Here is a 20,313-nt window from a genome sequence, read left to right as displayed (position 1 = left end):
CAATATAAAGTTCGTACTAATTACGCAAAATTAAATATATTGTAATTGCGACGTAAGGTAGACGCGTAGCATAGCATGTCGTTTTACGACATAGCGGCTTGTCGCAGACTAGCAATCCCAGGGTTTTTGACTTTTCGCAATGTACAAATATTTTTACCTTACTACATACAAGCCAAAATCTAAAATCTCAAAGGGAAATGGCAAAAAACTGGGCAATTACCATTGGCGTAAATAAATACGATTACCTGCAACACTTGAACTATGCCAAGCAGGATGCACAGTTGATGCATGATTTTCTCGGCAAAGAAGCTAGTTTTGAGCAAGTTTATTTTTTCACTGATGACTCACCCGATATAGCTGGAAAATCCACACGTCCAAATCGGGCAAATTTGCGGCACTTTTTGCTAACTCGCTTTGAAAAGCCCTTTATGGAACCGGGGGATAACTTTTGGTTTTTCTTTAGCGGACATGGAATGCGTCATGCTGACAGAGATTATCTGATGCCGAGTGATGGAAATCCTGAAGATGTGGTTGATACAGCTATTCCCATAAATTTTATCAGCGAACGCTTGCGAAGGTGCGGAGCAGATAACGTTGTTTTAATTTTAGATGCATGTCGCAACCAAGGAACTCGCGGTGAAGGATTGGGAAGGCAAACAGCCGAAGAAGCACGACAAACGGGTGTAATTAGTATTTTTTCTTGCAGTCCTAATGAGTATTCCTACGAAATCGAAGCATTACAGCAGGGTGCTTTTACCAGCGCGTTGTTAGAAGGTTTGGGGATGCAGGGACGATGTGCGACAGTGGAACGATTGAATCAATATTTAAGCTTTCGTGTACCAGAAATAGCACGTCAACATAACAAAGCCAGACAAACACCATATATTATTGCTGAACCCGTTACGAAATCCCATTTAATTCTTGTACCAAAATATGCGACTTTAGCGGATATTTCCACGTTAAAAAATGATGCTTTTGAGGCAGAAGTTGAGCAAAATATTGATTTGGCTGAACAACTATGGATTCGGGTTTTAGTTGCTTCTAGCGGAACAGATACAAAAGCAATTCAAGCGATTCAACGTATAGCAATAAATAGAAATTTGCCAAATATACATGAGCAAAAAGAACATTCAAACATTCAACAAGAAAAAATTACTCAAGAAAGTAAAGATGATGAGGATATTTTAGATGAACTAACTGATGAAAGTGATGAATACGAAGTCAACAACAATCGGATTCCAGATCAATCGATAGACTATAAACAACTACGCGAACTATTAGAATCGGGTAAATGGAAAGAAGCAGATAAAGAGACAAAACATATATTGTTGAGATTAGCGAATAGAGAAATACAAACCTACTTAAGCTTTGAAAGCGCTTATAATTTATCTAATCAAGACATATATCAGATAGATAAGCTTTGGCAACATTACAGTAGCGGACATTTTGGATTTAGCATTCAAAAGCAAATTTGGCAGGGACTTGGGTACGACATCGGTAAATATGATGAAGAAGCTTGGTTTAAGTTTGGAGAGATTGTTGGTTGGAGAAGTCAACGAAAGCATCAAATTTTATTTGCTAATTGGACTACCAGGGAATGGTCTTATTATTCAGATATTAAGTTTAGTCTTGATAGTCCAAAAGGTCATCTTCCCAGATTATGGGATGAATGGAGGGGTGGTATAGAATTATCAGTTATCTTTTCAAAAATTTAAGCATGAGGACACTCATATTGATAGTGTAGAGTTATCGTGAGTGTGTTAGAAGTAAAGCGTGATGTCTGAATAAGAAGCGATCGCATTCGCGTTTGAAGAGTGTATGCGATCGCATATAATCAGTTTGATTCGCCCTCAAAATTTAGCTTCACGTCGAGTTGACGAGAAATTAGTTGGCAGTACTGAGGTTTCGGGCAATGAAGCAGTTATTTATAAAATTACTCCAGAAGAATGGTTACTGAAGCAGATGCATAGTGACCATAATTAAAAGGATTGAGTTATGGTGATCAGACTATATCTCTGATGTTTCATTCTTAAATATATAATATGTTGAACTATCAGCTTTTCCTATTTGTAATATTCCAATGAATAAAATAAAAAATTTATCAGTTAGTAAAACATTGAAATCAACAAAAATATTAGTAATAATAGGAATTGTAACTAGTATATTAACGGTTATATTCATTCCTAAATTACAAATTGGTCATCTGAAGTTAAGTAATGAAAAACGTGTTGAACTAGAAAATGCTAATCGTAGTACTTTAGTTCAATTTTTAGGAGGATTATTTTTCTTTAGTACAGCATATTTTAGCTGGCGTAGTCTTAAAGTTTCAGAACAAAATCTAATAATAACTGAAACAAGTAATAAAGAAAAACAAATTACAGAAAGTTTTGCAAGTGCAATTAATTTGTTAGGAAATGAAAGCATTCATTCTCGTATAGGCGCAATTTATATATTAGAGAGAATAGGAGCGGATTCCAACAAAGATTTATGGCAAATTATAGAAATTTTGACTGCTTATATAAGAGAAACATCCCCTAATAATAATTCATCCTCTACTTCTACACATGCCGACATAAAAGCTGCTATTAATGTTATTACTAGACTTACAAAGAATTTTGAATTTAGTGACAAATATTTTTTGGATTTCAGTAACTCTAATCTTAAAGGTTTAAATTTATCTGGTGCTAATTTAAATTATGCTAATTTTGAAAAAGCAAATCTTTGTGAAATAAATATGCAGAATGCAAAACTCAGTAATGCTGATTTTTGTCTTGCATATGTACATAAATGTAATTTTAAAAGAGCTACATTAATTGAAGCTAACTTTAATTCTGAAGTGCCTGATGATATTGATTTAGACTATGGATTAGATTTTTTATCGGATGACGTATATACGCGTATTCTTTACTGTAATTTTGAAGAATCTAATCTTGAAAATGCTGATTTAACTTATGTTAGATTAGAAGGATGTGATTTTAAAAATGCTAATCTTAAAAATGCACAATTAAGGGCTGCTAATTTAGTACCAAATTATCCAGAAAATTGGACAAATGAAGATATTTATTCAGATACATATCATTACAGTGCAGATTTTTCTGGTGCAGACTTAGAGCAAGCTGATTTGATAAATGCTCGATTTGAAATCGGACAATTAGAAAAAGCAAAAAATTGGGAAAAAGCTATATATAATTTATCTTTAGATAATTTAGATGACGATAACTAGTGGAATCGCAATTCCTCGTAGGTTGGGTGGAGTGAAATGCAACCCAACATTTTAATTTTGATATTTATAGTAATTGAAAATTTATTAGTTTTGTCAGTTAGTTATGTTGGGTTACGCAAAGCCTCCACCCAACCTACATTAAAACCTTTGTAGAAGAGAGACGCGATATATCGCGTCTCTACATGCAGCAGAATCGGAATCTAAACTGTACAGTTTAATTCGCCAGATTTTTGTGAGAATTTAGCATTTTCCCGATAATCCACAGGACAATCAATGACTGTTGGGACATCTTGCGCTAGTGCTTCTTTTAAAATTGGCACTAAATCGGTAGCAGATTCAACTCTATAACCTTTTAATCCCATACTTTCAGCAAATTTAACGAAGTCTGGGTTATTAAAATGTACAAAAGATGAACGTCCTTTACCAAAGTGGTTTTCTTGCTTCCACTCAATTAACCCATAACCACCGTCGTTAAATACCAAGGTGACAAATGGTGTACCCACACGTAAAGCTGTTTCCAATTCCTGGCAGTTCATCATAAATCCACCATCCCCGGTTACTGCCACTACTTTGCGGTTGGGATGCACCAATTTCGCGGCTAAAGCCCCAGGAATGGCGATACCCATGGCGGCAAAGCCATTGGAAATTATACAGGTATTGGGGCTGTGGCAATGGTAGTTCCGGGCAATCCACATTTTATGTGCGCCAACATCAGATATCACGATGTCATCAGGTCCCATGACTTGCCGCAAGTCGTAAATTAGTTTTTGCGGTTTGATAGGGAATTCGGCATCATTAGCATGTTGTTCGTAGTCAGCACGAATATCTTCCCGTAAACTCAGGGAATAGGGTTTGGCTTTTCCTTGTCTGTCGGCAACTTTGAGGATTTCAAATAGTGAGTCGGAAATGTCACCCACAACTTCCACTTCGGGAATATAACTACTATCAATTTCCGCAGAAATTGCACCAATGTGGATGATGGGAATTTTTCCGTCTGGATTCCACTTCTTGGGTGAAAACTCAATTAAGTCATAGCCGATGGCAATAACTAAATCGGTATTATCAAAGCCACAATTCACAAAGTCCCGTTGTTGTAACCCAACTGCCCACATTGCCAAAGGATGCGTATAAGGAATTACACCTTTCCCCATGAAAGTATTGGCGGTGGGAATATTTAATTGGGTAGCAAATTGGGTGACAGCATCGCTAGCTTGGGCGCGAATTGCTCCATTACCCACTAAGATGATGGGGTTGACAGCTTGGGAAATGGCACCAGCAGCAGCGCGAATACTGGCAAAAGCAGCGAAGGTTTTTTCAGCTTTACCAATTTGTAGGGGTTTTCCTTCCACTGGCATCGCGGCGATGTTTTCAGGTAAATCTATATGAACTGCCCCAGGTTTTTCACTTTGCGATCGCTTAAATGCTTTACGCACCAATTCTGGTGTAATACTAGGGCGGACTATTTGTTTACTCCACTTAGTTACTGGAGAAAACATTGCTACTAAATCTAAGTATTGGTGAGACTCAATATGCATTCTATCAGTTCCCACCTGCCCGGTAATTGCCACTAAGGGCGCACCATCCAGGTTTGCATCGGCAACACCTGTCATTAAATTAGTGGCACCGGGACCAAGTGTAGATAGACACACTCCAGCTTTCCCTGTAAGTCTGCCATAGACATCTGCCATAAATGCCGCACCCTGTTCATGACGGGTGGTAATAAATTGGATGGAAGAATGTTTGAGTGCTTCTAAAACATGTAAGTTTTCTTCTCCAGGAAGTCCAAAAATATATTGAACTCCTTCATTTTCTAGACATTTAACTAATAGTTCTGCTGTATTCATAGTTGATTCTCGGTTATCAAATTATCTTTTGAGACTTGAGTTATATAGTGATGAATTAGAAGTTGAGAGTTAATTTTCAATTTCCTGACTCCTAATTTCGTTGTCCAAAGTGGCAAAAATAAGTAACTATCTCAGAATTAGGAAAAGTTACTTAATCAATAGACATCTCCGGAAATTAATTATGCGTTACCCAGAACCCTTGTAGAGACGTAGCAATGCTACGTCTCTACCTCTTTTTCGGAGATGTCTAATATTTTGAATTTTGTCCAGCCTTATTAGTCTTCCCAATTCTGAATCACTTTACCCACACTGTTTTAATATTTACAAACTCATGTATGCCCTGAATACTTAATTCTCGACCATATCCAGAGCGTTTAATACCCCCAAAAGGTAAACGGGGGTCGGATTTGACCATGGTGTTAATGAATACAGCCCCCGCTTCAATTTCGTTAATTAGGCGTTGTTGTTGGTGAGAATCGGTTGTCCAAGCACTAGCGGCTAAACCGAAGGGGGTATCATTTGCTAGCTTGATTGCCGCATCAATATCGGGGACAGGAAACAACATTGCCACCGGACCAAAAAATTCTTCTTTGGCAACGGGGTTATCTGGAGAAATATTACTAATAATGGTTGGAGAATAAAAATTACCTTTGGCTAAGGATGCATCTTCACAGGTTGCAGTACTACCACCTATGAGAACTTTTGCACCTTTATTTACGGCATTTTGTACCTGCTGATCTATTTCTTGGAGAATATTTGCAGTTGCTAAAGGTCCAATGTCGGTATCTGGTAACATCGGATCACCAACTTTGAGATTTTGGAATTTCTCTAATAATAGCTGTTCAAACTGGGATGCGATCGCGTCTTCCACAATAAAGCGTTTTGCGGCAATACAGGACTGTCCATTATTTAACATTCTGGATGCTACTGCTGTTGTGGCAGCAACTTCTAAATCTGCACTTGCCAAAACAATAAAAGGATCGCTTCCCCCCAATTCCAAGACGACTTTTTTAATTTGGTTTCCCGCAGCAGATGCGAGAGACATTCCCGCAGGTTCACTCCCTGTCAGGGTTGCAGCCATTACTCGGTGATCATTAATTAAATCCTTAACTTTTGCTGCACCAACTAACAAGGTTTGAAATACACCTTGGGGAAAACCTGCACGGTGAAAAATATCTTCAATTGCTAAAGCACATTGAGGAACATTAGAAGCATGTTTGAGTAGACCTACATTCCCCGCCATCAGGGCTGGTGCTGCAAACCTAAAAACCTGCCAAAATGGGAAATTCCACGGCATGACAGCCAAAATAATCCCCAATGGTTGATATTTTATATAGCTCTTGGTGGCATCGGTTTCTACATAACTATCAGCGAGAAATCCCGGCGCAGATTCAGCATAATAACGACAGACAATAGCGCATTTCTCCACTTCAGCGATCGCGCTTTTGTAAGTCTTGCCCATTTCCAATGTCATCAGCTTGGCAAAATCAGCTTTTTCCTGTTCTAAAATATCAGCCGCTGCGTTTAGAAAATTTGACTTCAATTCAAAACTAGTTAAGCGATAATCTGCAAATGCCTCCTCTGCTAAATCTAATTTTGCCGTAACTTCTGCATCACTCAAAGGTTCAAACTGCTGAACTAATTCCCCTGTAGCGGGATTAATGGTGGCGATAGCCATAACCTAAACTCCCGTTGAAAAATATACGATGGTGTATCCTTGTTTTAGCAAAACTTTAGTGGAAAGCCATCATTTAAATTGTAGCTACACAGCCAATAATTATCAGTTAAAGCTTAAGTTTTCGCAAAAATAAATGAAATGAAATATATTTTTTTCTAGATCATCAATGAGCATTAATACTCATGGCTATGATTTTTCTCTATCATTCAGAACTCAGGTATTGACAGAAAACACAAAACATGTTTTCACATTTGAGTCAAATATAATTTGTGATTGTTTTCGCTATTCGCTCTATAGGACAAACCTGGAGGTAATTTGTATTAATCACTCCGGTTCCTCTTGCTTCTACGCTGTGCAACGGATACAGTTACCAATAAGAGGCTTATCAGCTAACTTCTCACAAGCCCACGGCATATTTTGATATCCTGGCAAAGGTAAGATACTAAACTGTTGTCATGTTAAGAGCTGGGATTGTCGGACTGCCCAATGTGGGAAAATCAACTTTATTTAATGCCTTGGTGGAAAATGCTAAAGCTGAAGCCGCAAACTTCCCTTTTTGTACGAAAAACCCAAATATTGGCATTGTTTCGGTTCCAGACGAACGTTTAAACGTCCTGGCAAAAATTTCCGCAACTAAACAAATTGTTCCTGCACAGGTGGAGTTTGTTGACATTGCTGGTTTAATTAAGGGTGCTAGTAAAGGTGAGGGAATGGGTAATGCGTTCCTTTCCAACATCCGCGAAGTTGATGCCATCGTTCACATGGTACGCTGTTTTGATAATGACGATATTATCCATGTTGATGGTTCGGTTGACCCGGTGAGAGACATTGAAATCATTAATTTAGAGTTAGCTTTGGCTGATTTAGGACAGGTTGAAAAGCGTATAGAAAGAACTAAAAAATTAGCACGTACAAGTAAGGAAGCACAAGCAGAGTTAGTAATTTTAGAAAAATTAGTAGTTGAGTTAAATACAGGTAAATCTGTACGTCAGTTGGGTTTAACTGCCGAGGAAAGCGAAACAATTGCATTTTTACAATTACTAACAGCAAAACCAATCATCTTCGCAGCTAATGTTTCCGAGGATGATTTAGCAACCGGGAACGAATATGTGGAGAAAGTCCGCAAAGTAGCCGCACAAGAAAATGCTCAAGTTTCCATTGTTTCCGCACAGGTTGAATCAGAATTAATTGATTTACCATCAGAAGAAAGAGCCGATTTTCTCGCTTCTTTAGGTGTAGAAGAAGGTGGTTTAAAATCTTTAATTCGCGCTACCTACACTTTGCTAGGACTGCGGACTTATTTCACCACAGGGGAGAAAGAAACCCGTGCTTGGACAATTAAAGCCGGAATGTCTGCACCCCAAGCAGCAGGTGTGATTCATAGTGATTTTGAGCGCTGTTTTATTCGTGCGGAAACAGTCGCTTACGAGGATTTAGTCAGTAATGGTTCAATGAATGCTGCTAAGGGGAAAGGTTTAGTTAGGAGTGAGGGAAAAGAGTATATCGTCAAAGAGGGGGATGTGATGGTGTTTTTAACTAGCGCATAGAAATATAGCCCACGTAGAGACGCGATATATCGCGTCTCCCTAGATCAATACAGGGGTGAATAAGGTGATTATCCGACAGCAGTGGATGCGATAATCGCATTCTCCACTGCCTCCAGTGCTGTAGCCACTTCTTGTTCTGTAATAATCAATGGTGGTACAAATCGAATCACTTTTAATCCTGCTGGTACCAACAACAAACCGTTATCTATAGCAATTTTTACCACATCAGCGGCTGTTAGCTGAATATCTGCTTGCAGTTCCAAACCATTAATTAAACCCCAACCACGAACATCACTCACAACATGAGGATATTTAGCAGCTATTTGTTGCAAACCTGCACGTAACTGTTTACCCCGTGCTTCAACATTTGCCAAAATATTTTCCTTTTCTATTGTTTGGCAAACTGAAAGCGCGACACCACAAGCAAAAGGATTTCCTCCAAATGTACTTGCATGTTCTCCCGGTTGAAAAATATCACAGAACTTCTTACTAATCATTGCTCCGATGGGAATACCACCACCTAAACCTTTCGCACTGGTAAAAATATCGGGTTCCACTCCCAAATGCTCGTAACCCCACATCCTACCACTACGTGCCATCCCCACCTGCACTTCATCAAAAATCAATAAAATTCCAGTTTCGTCACAAATTTTTCGCAGCTTTTGGAAGTAAGTCACATCACCTGGACGTACACCACCTTCCCCTTGCAGTGGTTCAATTAAAATAGCTGCAACCCCATAATCACCCTCATCCAACTCGCTAATTGCCTCTTCCACCGCGTTGATATCATTGTAGGGAACGTAGTGAAAACCAGGAACTAAAGGACTAAAGTTTTTTTGATACTTCGGTTGAGCCGTAGCTGTAACGGTTGCTAATGTTCTCCCATGGAAACTAGAGTGTGCCGTGAGAATAATTGGATGTTCAATATCTAATACTGTGTGCCCGTATTTTCGCGCCAGCTTAATTGCCGCTTCGTTTGCTTCTGCTCCCGAATTACAGAAGAACACCCGATCACCACATGAATTGCGTACTAGCCACTTAGCTAATTCACCTTGTTCTGGAATGTAATATAAATTAGATACGTGATGCAACTTCTGTATTTGTCGAGTTACAGCCTCCACCATTGCTGGGTGGGCATGTCCTAAAGTGCAAGTAGCAATTCCGGCAACAAAATCCAGATACTCTCGTCCTTCCGTATCCCAAACGCGGCTACCAGCACCTCTTTCCAATGCAATTTGATAGCGTCCGTAGGTTGACATCACAGCTTGATCAAATTCATCTTTATCAAAGCTGTTGGCTGCAATTGGATCTGATGTTGGTTGTAAGGTTGCGAATTCGATGCTCACTGCCTGACTTCTCCTATAAAATCAAAATCACCACATTTGACAACCAGCGCTGTGAATAGACTGACAAAGTTGTTGTAATGCTTTCCAGCTATCCGAAAATTCCAAAAGGTTGGGAATTCCTGGTCTTTAATATTGTTTCAACTATTTTCACGATCCTAACCTAAAACCCAAGAGATTTAAAGCACTACATAAATTTCACTCAAGCTGCAATCATACTCAGAACTATATGCTTGTGAGTTTATGCCAATCTTACCGACTCAGAAGCGAGACTTTATTTAGGCTGTTGTTAACTCCGTGCTTTTTGAGAATTTAAATTTTCTTTCGTAGGTAGTAGAACGAAACCAAAACAACCTACGCCTCGCTTGAGTGGAAGATTTATGTGGAAATCAATCATGACAATCTTCTTATTGACATGCTAGAAAGTATAAACATTTACTAAATCTAAACTTTAACTACCTTGCTTTACTCACTGCTTGACTCACAATGGGTGTAAATATCTTTGGTTATCTAAACTAAGTCGGCAGGTATAAACAGAACCATTTGAAGAAGGAACAAGAAACAAGGAAAAGGGGGTTTTGAGATGGGGATTTAGGCTAGGCTGTTGACTCTGTGCCTTTTTCGGGATTTCATCCATGCAAAAAACGTGGGTAGTCACGATGGCTGAAAGCTTGATTTTGATAGGGTTTTAACAAGAGATTAAACGCCACGAACAAAAGTAGCAAAAATCGCCTAATTTTCAACAAAGTCAACAGCCTAGGCACAACCAGCCCAAATGTTTGCGCTTATCCCTACTGACTTGTAGGTGGGTGGGAAGTAGTGAGCGGTAAAAATACACATACATGTGTGCTGGTGATTTTTTTCCATTTGGACTGCCTACTGCCTTCTGCCGATTCCAATAATCAACCCCAATAAAACCTTAATAAAAATAAATTAATTTAACTATGATGCAATTATCTTCTCACATATCTCCATCACAAGATATTGTTAAAGTCAAGCTGCTTCTGTACGGAGGACACGAATACACAGTTCGTCTTAAATCAGATGAGCCTTTACTACATAAGCTTTTAACAACAATAGTTGCTCGCGCTTACAAGCAAGAACCTGTGGAACATAACTTGTTTCAAATCCCCATGGATGAAGGTAATTCTGTTTTATCTTTTCCAAGTGAGCATCTTGTTGGGGTGATTACAGAACCTCCCATGCTAATTGAGCCGATAAAACTAGAAAATTATCAGAATATTAATTCTCAAAGTCTAAATTCTCAAGATATAGAGATTTTGGATTCTTATTTTGTCCAAATAGATGACTTTTTTACCCCTCAAGAACACGAAAATCTAATTAGATACGTTCTTCAGCAAGAATCAAACTTTGTTTCTACCAAAACCTCAACCAATGAGATAGATTACCGTAGATCAATGGTTCTGTATGATTTTCCAGAATTTTCTCAGCTAATTATTCAAAAAATCAACGCCATACTGCCAGATATTAGAACCAAATTAGAATTACCAGAATTTCCCATATCTCAAATTGAGTGTCAAATGACATCTCATAACGATGGAAATTATTACAGAATTCATAATGATAATGGTGGCACTGATACCGCAACTAGGGAACTAACCTATGTTTATTACTTTTACCGAGAACCAAAAATGTTTTCTGGTGGCGAACTTGTAATATACGATAGCAAAGTTGAAAATAATATGTATGTGAATGCAGAATCATTCAAAACAGTTGAACCTCGTAATAATAGTATTGTTTTCTTCCTGAGTCGCTACATGCATGAAGTTTTAACTGTCAATTGTCCATCTAAAGCCTTCGGAGATAGCCGTTTTACAATTAACGGTTGGGTTCGTAGATAAAATACTTGAGTATAAACAGTTAAAAATATTACTTTTATCAGCAAGAGGGTGCATATCCTCTTGTTTTTTTATGCATTTAATAATCTGGAAACCCTTTGAACATCATACTTTGATTGATAATGTTTTATTTTTCGACCTTTTTATAGTATTTTTATTTCAAAATAAACTATTGCAGAAATCTGTATTTACACTGAATATATGTGAATTTTCTATTAAGATAAAGCGAAAATCTTTAAATTAAATTTTCTATGAACTTGCTACATAAACGCAAGACAAAAAGATTTTATTCTGCCAAGATTTTATTTATAAAGGGTTATCGCCAGTATTTCTTGTTCATAAAAAAAACATTTGTCTTACGATCTTAGGAGATTTTAAAAATGCCTTACCAAAATTCAAAGAAAATAATTAGCTATATCAGTATTGGCTTGTTGTCATTCACTATGGCTTTAGGAACACAAATGTCAGAAGCATCTGCAAAGAATGCCAATAAAAATGGAAATGGAAATGGAAATGGCAATGGAAATGGTAACACTACATCCACACCAGTAGCTTCTACACCTACTCCTGGCAGCACTACATCCACACCAGTAGCTTCTACACCTACTTCTGGCACCACTACATCCACACCAGTAGCTTCTACACCTACGCCAGTAGCTTCTACAACACCTGTTTTAGCACTTTCACCAGCAACCGTTGTTAGTTCTACAGCAACCTGTAGCGTGACTAACGTATCGCTTGGAGGAACTACAGCGACAGATTGTAAGGGACCTTTTCAAGGTAATGACACAGGTAATCAAAGTACGCTGCTGAGTACTTTGAATAGTCAGAATGGCAGTGGTCTGTTTGATCTTAATGTTGGTTCTAACGTTCAGTGGTCATTAGCTGGAAAATCAGACGACGGAGGGAATAGTCTTGGTTTCAAAGCAGCGAATGATTTCAATACAGGTTCTTGGAGTTTAAATAATCCTTTTACGATTAACCCAACTAGTAACTTGAGTACCTTTGTCATCAGTCTTAAAACCAGCACGGCATATAGTACTTACCTTTTTAAAGAAGTTGATTTTTCTAAAACAGGTTTAAAAGGAATCTTTGATACCATTGGTGTTGCCTTAGATGGTAGCGGCAAAAATGGTAAAGATCTATCCCATGCTTCTTTGTTTGTAGCTTCATACTATAAACCCAAGCCGCCAGTGACAAAAGTTCCAGAACCTGCTGTTAATTTGTCTCTTGCCCTACTAGCTTTGGGTGGATTTAAAATTCTGAAAAGGAAAAATTTGGAAACTGCCGAAAATTAAGCTCTTGAGGTAATTTGGAGTGCAAAGGGTATTTAGATCGAATATTTTAAATAATTAGGAGATCTAAATACTATAGGACTTACGCATTGACAGAAAACAATAAATATATGTTGCGGGAAAACCATATTTCTCGTAGGGCTTTAGCAATGCTAAACCCCTACCCCACGGTTAATTTATCGCTAAAAACAAATTGGTCAAAGTCTGAAACAAGCTATTTCGGTGAAATCATACCATGACTAATTTGTACAGTGCGTAACTCCTATACTATTAATTAATCCCAAGTTTCTAATATTTTTGCTGTAAACCTCGCCTATCTTGAGAACCGTAATTTTCCGTAAAGACCCTGGATTGATAGTGTGCGACGAGTCGCTACCCTAACGGCTAGACAGGGAGCGGCTTCTGTAAGTAGGCTAAGAAGCATATTCGTCTATTTTACCAAGACGCAAGCTACGCAATGACAAAACTCCACTTTTCATAATGGATAAGGTTAACATCCGCTAAAAGCGCGATCGCATTCTAGAATTAAAGGGCATTAAATCAAAAAAAAACAAAATATGACTGCCAAAGTTGAGATTTACACCTGGAGAACTTGCCCTTTTTGTATTCGTGCTAAAAGCTTGTTGACACGTAAAGGGGTGGAATTTACTGAGTATAGTATTGATGGAGATGAGAATGCGCGCAGCAAGATGGCACAACGTGCAAATGGAAGACGCTCGCTACCACAGATTTTTATCAATGATACTCACATTGGAGGCTGTGACGATATTCACGATCTTGAAGCTGAAGGAACATTAGACAGCTTACTGGCGTGATTATCAATAAAAATCCCTAGTACAGTTTTCTCAAAGACCCTCATCAGGAGATAATCAAAGGAGCGAATAATTTTGAAACATCCTGGCTATTGAGGCAGAAAGCGTGAAACTTGCTTTTATCATTGACCCAATTTCAAATCTCGACCCATGTCATGATACAAGCGTGGCTCTCATGGAAGCTGCGTATGTATTAGGACATGAGGTTTGGATTACCCAAGCAAATCAACTAAGTGTAGTTGCAGGAAAAGCTTGGGCTGTTTTGCAACAGGTGGAGTTAACACCAATTGAGTTGGTAAATGAGCGTTGGGTTGCTGCAAGTCAGTGGTATAAACTAAGGGAACCGACTCCCTGTTGTTTGGAAACGATGGATGCGGTATTTATGAGAACTGATCCCCCTGTCAATGTTCCATACTTATACGCAACTTATATTCTTGATTACATTGATCAAAGTAAAACATTGCTTGTCAATAATCCTAACGGGATTCGGGCAGCTAATGAAAAAATGTATGCTTTGCAGTTTACCGAGGCAATTCCCGAAACCATAGTTAGTGCTGATAAACAGGTTATTCGAGAATTTGTTGCCGCCAAAGAAGCCGCAGTTTTAAAGCCTTTGGGAAATAAAGCCGGGGAAGGAATCCTATTTCTGGAATCAAGCGATCGCAATTTCAATTCTATCGTTGAATTAAGCACCTCACTGGGTCAAATTCCCGTGATGGTACAAAAATATTTACCCCAGGCAAAAGCTGGCGATAAACGGATTATCTTACTTAATGGTGAACCCATTGGCGCACTCAACCGCCTTTCTGCTTCCGGAGAATTTCGCAACAATATGGCTGCGGGTGGGACAGTTGCCAAAACCGAAATTACACCCAGAGAGTATGATATTTGTCAACAAGTTGCCGATACTTTGCGCCGAGATGGTTTAATTTTTGTTGGAATTGACGTTATTGGCGGCTATTTAACTGAAGTTAATGTTACTAGTCCTACGGGAATTAGGGAAATTGACAAGTTTGAAGGAATTCGTTTAGGACAAAAAGTTATTCAATGGGTAGAGCAGGCAAAATAAATAGACCATTATTTAATCCTGAAAAGCCGAGTAATAATAGGTTTTCTCCCACTGCCTACTGCCTTGAGGTACTAGTTTGAAAATAGGGAACTTTTAACAGCGAATAGAAAGCATATATCAAGCAAATTAGCAACCCTACACTGTGCAAAAAGATTCAGTGTAGGATTTCACTGCTAATTTAACGCGGGGGTTGCTGAGTACGTCTGCGGAGAAAGTCAGGAATATCTAAACCTGGTTTTTCCTTGGGTTGTTCGGGTGGTTGGATTTGAGTGGGCTGATTTGCGGATGGTTGAGGCATTGGTCGCCGATTTTGGGGTGTAACAATCCTTTGGTTGGTTGTGCTTTGCTGCGCTGCCCCTTGGGTTTCTCCGGTGAAGCCAGTGGCGATTACAGTTAAGCGTACTTCTCCTTGGAGTCGGTCATCGATGACTGCACCAAAAATAATATTGGCGTTGGGATCAACTACTTCGTAGATGGTTTCGGCTGCTGCATTGACTTCATGCAATGTTAAATCACTGCCACCAGTAATGTTAAATACTACACCTCTAGCCCCTTCGATGGAACACTCTAATAGGGGTGAAGAGATTGCAGCGATCGCTGCTTCGCGCGCGCGGGATTTTCCGGAGCCAATACCAATACCCATCAATGCTGAACCTGCATCAGCCATGACTGCTCTTACATCTGCAAAGTCAACGTTAATTAATCCCGGAATCGTAATAATATCCGAAATCCCCTGTACCCCTTGTCTGAGGACATCATCAGCATAACGGAATGCCTCTTGCATGGGGGTTTGTTCGGGGATCACCTCTAACAGTTTATTGTTAGGAATAATAATTAGGGTATCTACCCGACTTTTTAGTCCTTCAATTCCTTGCTCTGATTGGCTAATCCGTCGCCTACCTTCAAAGATAAATGGACGTGTTACGACACCTACAGTTAAGGCTCCCATTTCTTTGGCAACTTCTGCCACCACTGGGGCTGCACCAGTACCTGTACCACCACCCATTCCCGCAGTGATAAATACTAAATCTGCACCTTCTAAAGCTGCTGCTAGTTCATCGCGGGATTCTTCTGCTGCTTTTTGACCAATTGCTGGGTTTCCACCAGCACCTAAACCTCGTGTTAATTTTTGACCAATTTGCAACCGACTAGGAGCGTCAGCTAATGTCAAGGCTTGAGCATCGGTGTTAATTGACCAAAATTCAACTCCATTCACATCGGAGGCAATCATGCGGTTGACTGCGTTGCTGCCACCACCACCAACGCCAATCACTTTAATATTTGCAACCCGACCGGGTACGATATCACCAATACGGCTTTCTTCAATGGGAGTTTTGCGGCTGTCATTATTACCAAAATTTAGCCCAGAATGACTAAAAGGATTGGTAGAGTTTGATGTCAGCGATAGTCCTGGTTGTCCTGGAGACTGAGAGTTTCTATATGTAAACCCTTGGTTATTATCAAGTGTCATTGGTTTGTGGTCATGTGGGTAAACGACTTTTACAGGTGCAATTCACCTAAGAGTCAACTCGAATTGGAAGTTACCATTTCGCAGATAGCATTGTTCTTTCTTTTTCGCATTACTTATAAACCTTACCGGATAGGAGATGTAAAGTTTACTATGGAATGAGTCATCCAGGAACCGCATGTGTTTGCAGGCGAACAAGCAATTACATCGCTTATTATTTAGAACTATACATAGTACTTTGATAGAGCTTTTATGTATAACTTAAACCAGACATTAATACAATTAATACCTTTGTGGCAATGCTATCTTGCTTTTTCAGTAAATCGATAGTATAATTTATTACTTAAGATACTTCATTCTGAATTAACATTTGTCGTTAATATTACATCTGAATATGTAATTTTTATAGATTTTATATAAACAATGTCTAATTCATCATATCGATCTTAGAGGTATTTATCTATCGAAACATTATTGTGCGATGTTTTTTCCAATAATGTCACTTCCGGATGAGAGAGTTTTCAACGCTATTGCTTTTAGGGAGCATCGTCCATCGCATAAAGCGAGTATCCCAGAAAAATGGTTATAAACTCCAAGTTAACTGGAGATATTTCAATCTCAGAAATTATTCTTCAAAATTAACGAGCTTTGTGTTCTGCAATTGATCAAAGTTATCATAAGCTATTATTACAACTTGATAAACTTTTATTGAGCATATCTTATAGTTCGATTGTTTTTAAGCAAATAGTTTTTCCAAATAGTTTTGATGCTATGTTCTCATTTTAATTAGAAATTAACATCGGTTTTCATTTGATTAATAACAAACTTAAAACCCATAAATTCACTAACTGGGGATAAATATCATCTATTACTGATTTACTTTGATACTTCTTTTTACAGACTCTTCCTCCATATACAAGATGAAAATATTTATTTAACTTTCTCTGACAAAAGCTTTGCAGACTTTGAACATTGCTTTATAAACTCACACTTAAGTATTCTATCTCTATAAATTTTACCAGCTTTTTGAAAATTCCTATTTTTGTGAATTTAAATTCTTTTTAGGAATTTTTTGATTCATTTGTACTAAAGGGGAGTCAGGATTTTTCAAATCTATGTACTCCATTTTATTAGGATTGACTTTGTTTGGTAGATGGCGCATTTTAGCAAGAATTTTGATTTGTTCCTCCAGACGGGGAGTTGGTGCGCCAAGATGGACTAATCCTAATTCAGTTTTTAAGATCAAATTAGATGAATCTTGATAATCAATCTCTGTGATTAAGACTTGACTTTGACTAACTGCGCGATAAAACGAACTCCAAAATGAAGCATATTGTTGCGGTGAACCGATAACTTTTAAAGTTGGCATTTTCGCATTAGGGTTCATAGTTATATATTTATCAATAGGTATCCAGGTACCATCTGCATCTAATAAACCCTTTTTGATTTTCTTGGCTTCGGTAGGATTTAAGCTGGTGTTGGGATCATTGTCAAATGCGATCGCAACTGGAACTTTCTCCTGTATCTGAATCACTAAACCTGGAGGAAATAGCCGACGAGAAACCACAGCATCGGCAATAATCGGTTGATGCTTCAAAGATTTGGTTATCGCCGATGGTTGGATACGCCACAATGAGCGAGGGTAAACCAAACCAGTCTGTAACTGAACAGCTTCAGATGAGAGTAACTGATTACCTTCTACCTCTATATCTTGGTAATTTTTCAAAACCCACATCGGCTGAATTGCCAGCCACCACAAGCCACTTGCCAAACTTCCCACAGCGAAGGTTTGCCAAATCAACTGAATAATTCTGACTCGCCTCTGGCGACGTAATTTCCGTCGTCGCTGGGCTAAATCAATACGGGAAACTGTCACCATAATTATTTCAACCCCTTTAAGATTTTGAGTTTAATCTTCAGCGCACTCCGGTTATTGAATAATCAAACTTAATTTCAGCTATCAGTAACTTTATCCTGATCTAATCTGCTTTGTTACAAAATGTAAAACTTGGTCTGGGGAAAAATGAATTGTTACAAGTTTATTGCTACTACAGTGATCCAGGAGCCATAATTTCTTAATTTTAAGGTTTCTGTTTGACAAGTTTAGCTGAACATACAACACCTCCAATTAATAGACTCCTCATTTAAAAGCACCATTTTCATCTAAATGTAGCTTTTTGACTGTGGGGTCTTAGCCATCTTTACAAAAAGCATCTCATACAAAGCTAGGAAAAGAAAAGTTTTATGGATTAGTAAATGAGAATGATTGGTATATTTTCAATTTGCGCTAATTTTTGCTAAATATTATACCTAATGAATATCGACAAAAAAAGTCTTTTGTGATATTTCAACCTTGTATTTTTGATTTAAAGATTACAATGGTAAACTCAAATCCTTATCACGACTCACTATTTGCTACTTACTACTCACTCCCCACAACGACTATTTTTCCCACTCACCTAGTTATATGGGCTTGATAAATAGCTTTAGAGTGGCAGGTGAAAAAAAACGAGTATACACTTACGTAATCAGGAATAATACTCTCTGTCCTCTAATGGCAATTACTGAAGACTCAGGATACACAGATAGAATGGCACAAAATTATTTACTGCGTTAATCTATCTTCTCTCTACTGGGTTTTAGTCAGTCAAAGTGAAAATAAAGTATATAAAAATACCAACTATCTAGCATCTACATGAAAACATCTCTGAACTTATCACGTTTTTTTAAAGCCTGTAACCCAAGTAAAACATTGGTTATGGGCGACCCTATAGATCGGCAGTACTATATTGATTTTGCAGATGTTCGTGGGTGTAAAATTGTTGAGGAATTGCAGCGAACAATCGTCCGCATTTCGCCAGATGATCCAACTTGTCAGTTATTCACAGGTCATATTGGTTGTGGTAAATCTACGGAGTTACAAAGACTCAAAGCCGAACTGGAAATATCAGGTTTCCATGTAGTTTATTTTGAGTCGAGTCAAGACTTGGATATGGCGGATATTGATGTGAGTGATATTCTGCTGAGTGTGGCACGGCAAGTTGCAACAAGTTTAGAAACAGTGGGAATCAAGACAAAACCGGGCTATTTTGGTAGCTTATTTAAGGAAATTGGCGACTTTTTACATACGCCCATTGAATTTACCGGTGAAGCTGAGTTTTCTTTGGGAATTGCCAAAATCAGCGCGAGAACTAAGGATAGCCCACAGTTGAGAACACAATTGCGGCAATATTTGGAACCTCGCACAAATAGTATTTTGCAAGCGATAAATGAAGAGCTGTTGGATCGGGCAAACGAACAACTAAAAGCCCGTGGTTATAAGGGTTTGGTGGTGATTGTCGATAATTTGGATCGTGTGGATACACGTCCTATGCCATCAGGAAGACCCCAAACTGAATATTTATTTATTGATCGTGGAGAACAGTTGCGTCGTCTCAAATGCCACGTTGTTTATACAATTCCCTTGGCGTTAATTTTTTCCAATGAATATGAAACCCTGAAGAATCGTTTGGGGGGAGGTATTGCACCCAAGGTTTTACCGATGGTGTTGGTGCGGCAACGGGATGGTAGTGATAATGAGCCGGGGATGTCGTTATTGAGACAATTAGTTTTAGCTAGGGCTTTTCCGGAAGTGGGCTTTAATCAACGATTGGGGATGATTTCAGAGTTATTTAATGAGGTAGAAACACTAGATCGTTTATGTCGAGTTAGTGGTGGACATATTCGGCATTTACTGGGAGTACTTTATAGTTGCTTACAAAGACAAGATCCGCCATTTTCCGCAGATTGCCTGGAATCGGTAATTAAGGATTACCGGGATGATTTATTACTGGCAATTAAGGAAGAAGAATGGGAATTGTTGTACGAAGTTCTGGAAAAACAAAGCCTCAAAGGTGAATCTGACTATCAGCGTTTGCTTCGCAGTCTATATTTGTTTGAATATCGGGATCCCACAGGAAGATGGTTTGGGATTAGTCCGACTTTGGCAGAAAGCGAGAAAGTTCTGACTTGGCAGCGGCAGAATTTAGAAGTCAGAATCAAGAGTTTCGAGTAATTAACGAGAACTGGGAAATGATAATTCCCAGTTATTCAGTATTTATACAGTGTTAATTTACATGCTAATGAGTGTACGGCAAAAGTATCAGTATTTATACAGTATTCATTAGGACTTGACA

Annotated in this window: 14 protein-coding genes; 9 read left to right on the top strand and 5 right to left on the bottom strand. The window is 38.5% G+C overall.

Features of this window, described 5'->3' with window-relative positions; translation table 11 throughout:
- Nucleotides 1-197: 197 nt before the first annotated feature.
- The 3 genes from CAL6303_RS18540 to CAL6303_RS18535 all read left to right on the top strand — a co-directional run bounded on the left by CAL6303_RS18540 (nt 198) and on the right by CAL6303_RS18535 (nt 3,223).
- Nucleotides 198-1,715, top strand: coding sequence for a GUN4 domain-containing protein (locus CAL6303_RS18540; RefSeq protein WP_015199356.1), 1,518 nt, complete (start codon nt 198-200; stop codon nt 1,713-1,715).
- A gap of 103 nt (nt 1,716-1,818) precedes the next feature.
- On the top strand, nt 1,819-1,983 hold the full coding sequence (locus CAL6303_RS30420) for a hypothetical protein (RefSeq protein ID WP_015199355.1): 165 nt from the start codon (nt 1,819-1,821) through the stop codon (nt 1,981-1,983).
- Between the two features lie 97 nt (nt 1,984-2,080).
- The gene (locus CAL6303_RS18535; protein WP_015199354.1) at nt 2,081-3,223 is read left to right on the top strand and encodes a pentapeptide repeat-containing protein; all 1,143 of its coding nucleotides are present in this window, start codon (nt 2,081-2,083) and stop codon (nt 3,221-3,223) included.
- 200 nt (nt 3,224-3,423) lie between these two features.
- Here CAL6303_RS18535 and CAL6303_RS18530 read toward each other — a convergent pair whose 3' ends face one another.
- Complete coding sequence (locus CAL6303_RS18530) at nt 3,424-5,067, bottom strand: acetolactate synthase large subunit (RefSeq protein WP_015199352.1); 1,644 nt, start codon at nt 5,065-5,067, stop codon at nt 3,424-3,426.
- A 295-nt stretch (nt 5,068-5,362) separates the two neighbouring features.
- The gene (locus CAL6303_RS18525; RefSeq protein ID WP_015199351.1) at nt 5,363-6,745 is read right to left on the bottom strand and encodes an NAD-dependent succinate-semialdehyde dehydrogenase; all 1,383 of its coding nucleotides are present in this window, start codon (nt 6,743-6,745) and stop codon (nt 5,363-5,365) included.
- A gap of 455 nt (nt 6,746-7,200) precedes the next feature.
- On the opposite strand from CAL6303_RS18525, the gene ychF reads away from it, so the two are divergent.
- Nucleotides 7,201-8,292 carry a redox-regulated ATPase YchF gene (ychF, locus tag CAL6303_RS18520; protein WP_015199350.1) on the top strand — a complete coding sequence of 364 codons (1,092 nt, stop codon included), beginning with the start codon at nt 7,201-7,203 and terminating at the stop codon, nt 8,290-8,292.
- Nucleotides 8,293-8,360: 68 nt separating this feature from the next.
- Here the strand turns inward: ychF and CAL6303_RS18515 are convergent, their stop codons facing one another.
- Complete coding sequence (locus CAL6303_RS18515) at nt 8,361-9,638, bottom strand: aspartate aminotransferase family protein (protein WP_015199349.1); 1,278 nt, start codon at nt 9,636-9,638, stop codon at nt 8,361-8,363.
- Nucleotides 9,639-10,579: 941 nt separating this feature from the next.
- Between CAL6303_RS18515 and CAL6303_RS18510 the strand changes: the two genes are divergently transcribed.
- The 4 genes from CAL6303_RS18510 (at nt 10,580) to gshB (ending at nt 14,670) form a co-directional block, all read left to right on the top strand.
- Entirely contained in the window at nt 10,580-11,497 is a 918-nt protein-coding gene (locus CAL6303_RS18510) for a 2OG-Fe(II) oxygenase (RefSeq protein WP_015199348.1), read from the top strand.
- 377 nt (nt 11,498-11,874) lie between these two features.
- Nucleotides 11,875-12,792 (top strand): hypothetical protein, encoded by a 918-nt coding sequence (locus tag CAL6303_RS31245; protein WP_015199347.1) that lies wholly within the window; start codon nt 11,875-11,877, stop codon nt 12,790-12,792.
- 554 nt (nt 12,793-13,346) lie between these two features.
- Nucleotides 13,347-13,604, top strand: coding sequence for a glutaredoxin 3 (gene grxC, locus CAL6303_RS18500; RefSeq protein WP_015199346.1), 258 nt, complete (start codon nt 13,347-13,349; stop codon nt 13,602-13,604).
- A gap of 103 nt (nt 13,605-13,707) precedes the next feature.
- Nucleotides 13,708-14,670, top strand: a complete 963-nt coding sequence (gene gshB, locus CAL6303_RS18495) for a glutathione synthase (protein WP_015199345.1) — start codon at nt 13,708-13,710, stop codon at nt 14,668-14,670.
- A 178-nt stretch (nt 14,671-14,848) separates the two neighbouring features.
- On the opposite strand, the gene ftsZ is transcribed toward gshB, so the two are convergent.
- Nucleotides 14,849-16,141, bottom strand: coding sequence for a cell division protein FtsZ (gene ftsZ, locus CAL6303_RS18490; protein ID WP_015199344.1), 1,293 nt, complete (start codon nt 16,139-16,141; stop codon nt 14,849-14,851).
- A gap of 1,033 nt (nt 16,142-17,174) precedes the next feature.
- Nucleotides 17,175-18,017 carry a cell division protein FtsQ/DivIB gene (locus tag CAL6303_RS18485; RefSeq protein WP_015199343.1) on the bottom strand — a complete coding sequence of 281 codons (843 nt, stop codon included), beginning with the start codon at nt 18,015-18,017 and terminating at the stop codon, nt 17,175-17,177.
- Between the two features lie 816 nt (nt 18,018-18,833).
- Between CAL6303_RS18485 and CAL6303_RS18480 the strand changes: the two genes are divergently transcribed.
- The gene (locus tag CAL6303_RS18480) at nt 18,834-20,192 is read left to right on the top strand and encodes an ATP-binding protein (protein ID WP_015199341.1); all 1,359 of its coding nucleotides are present in this window, start codon (nt 18,834-18,836) and stop codon (nt 20,190-20,192) included.
- Nucleotides 20,193-20,313: the final 121 nt, after the last annotated feature.

Origin of the sequence: Calothrix sp. PCC 6303 (assembly GCF_000317435.1) — a bacterium.
Lineage (GTDB): Bacteria > Cyanobacteriota > Cyanobacteriia > Cyanobacteriales > Nostocaceae > PCC-6303.
This window is presented reverse-complemented; position numbering and strand designations above follow the sequence as displayed.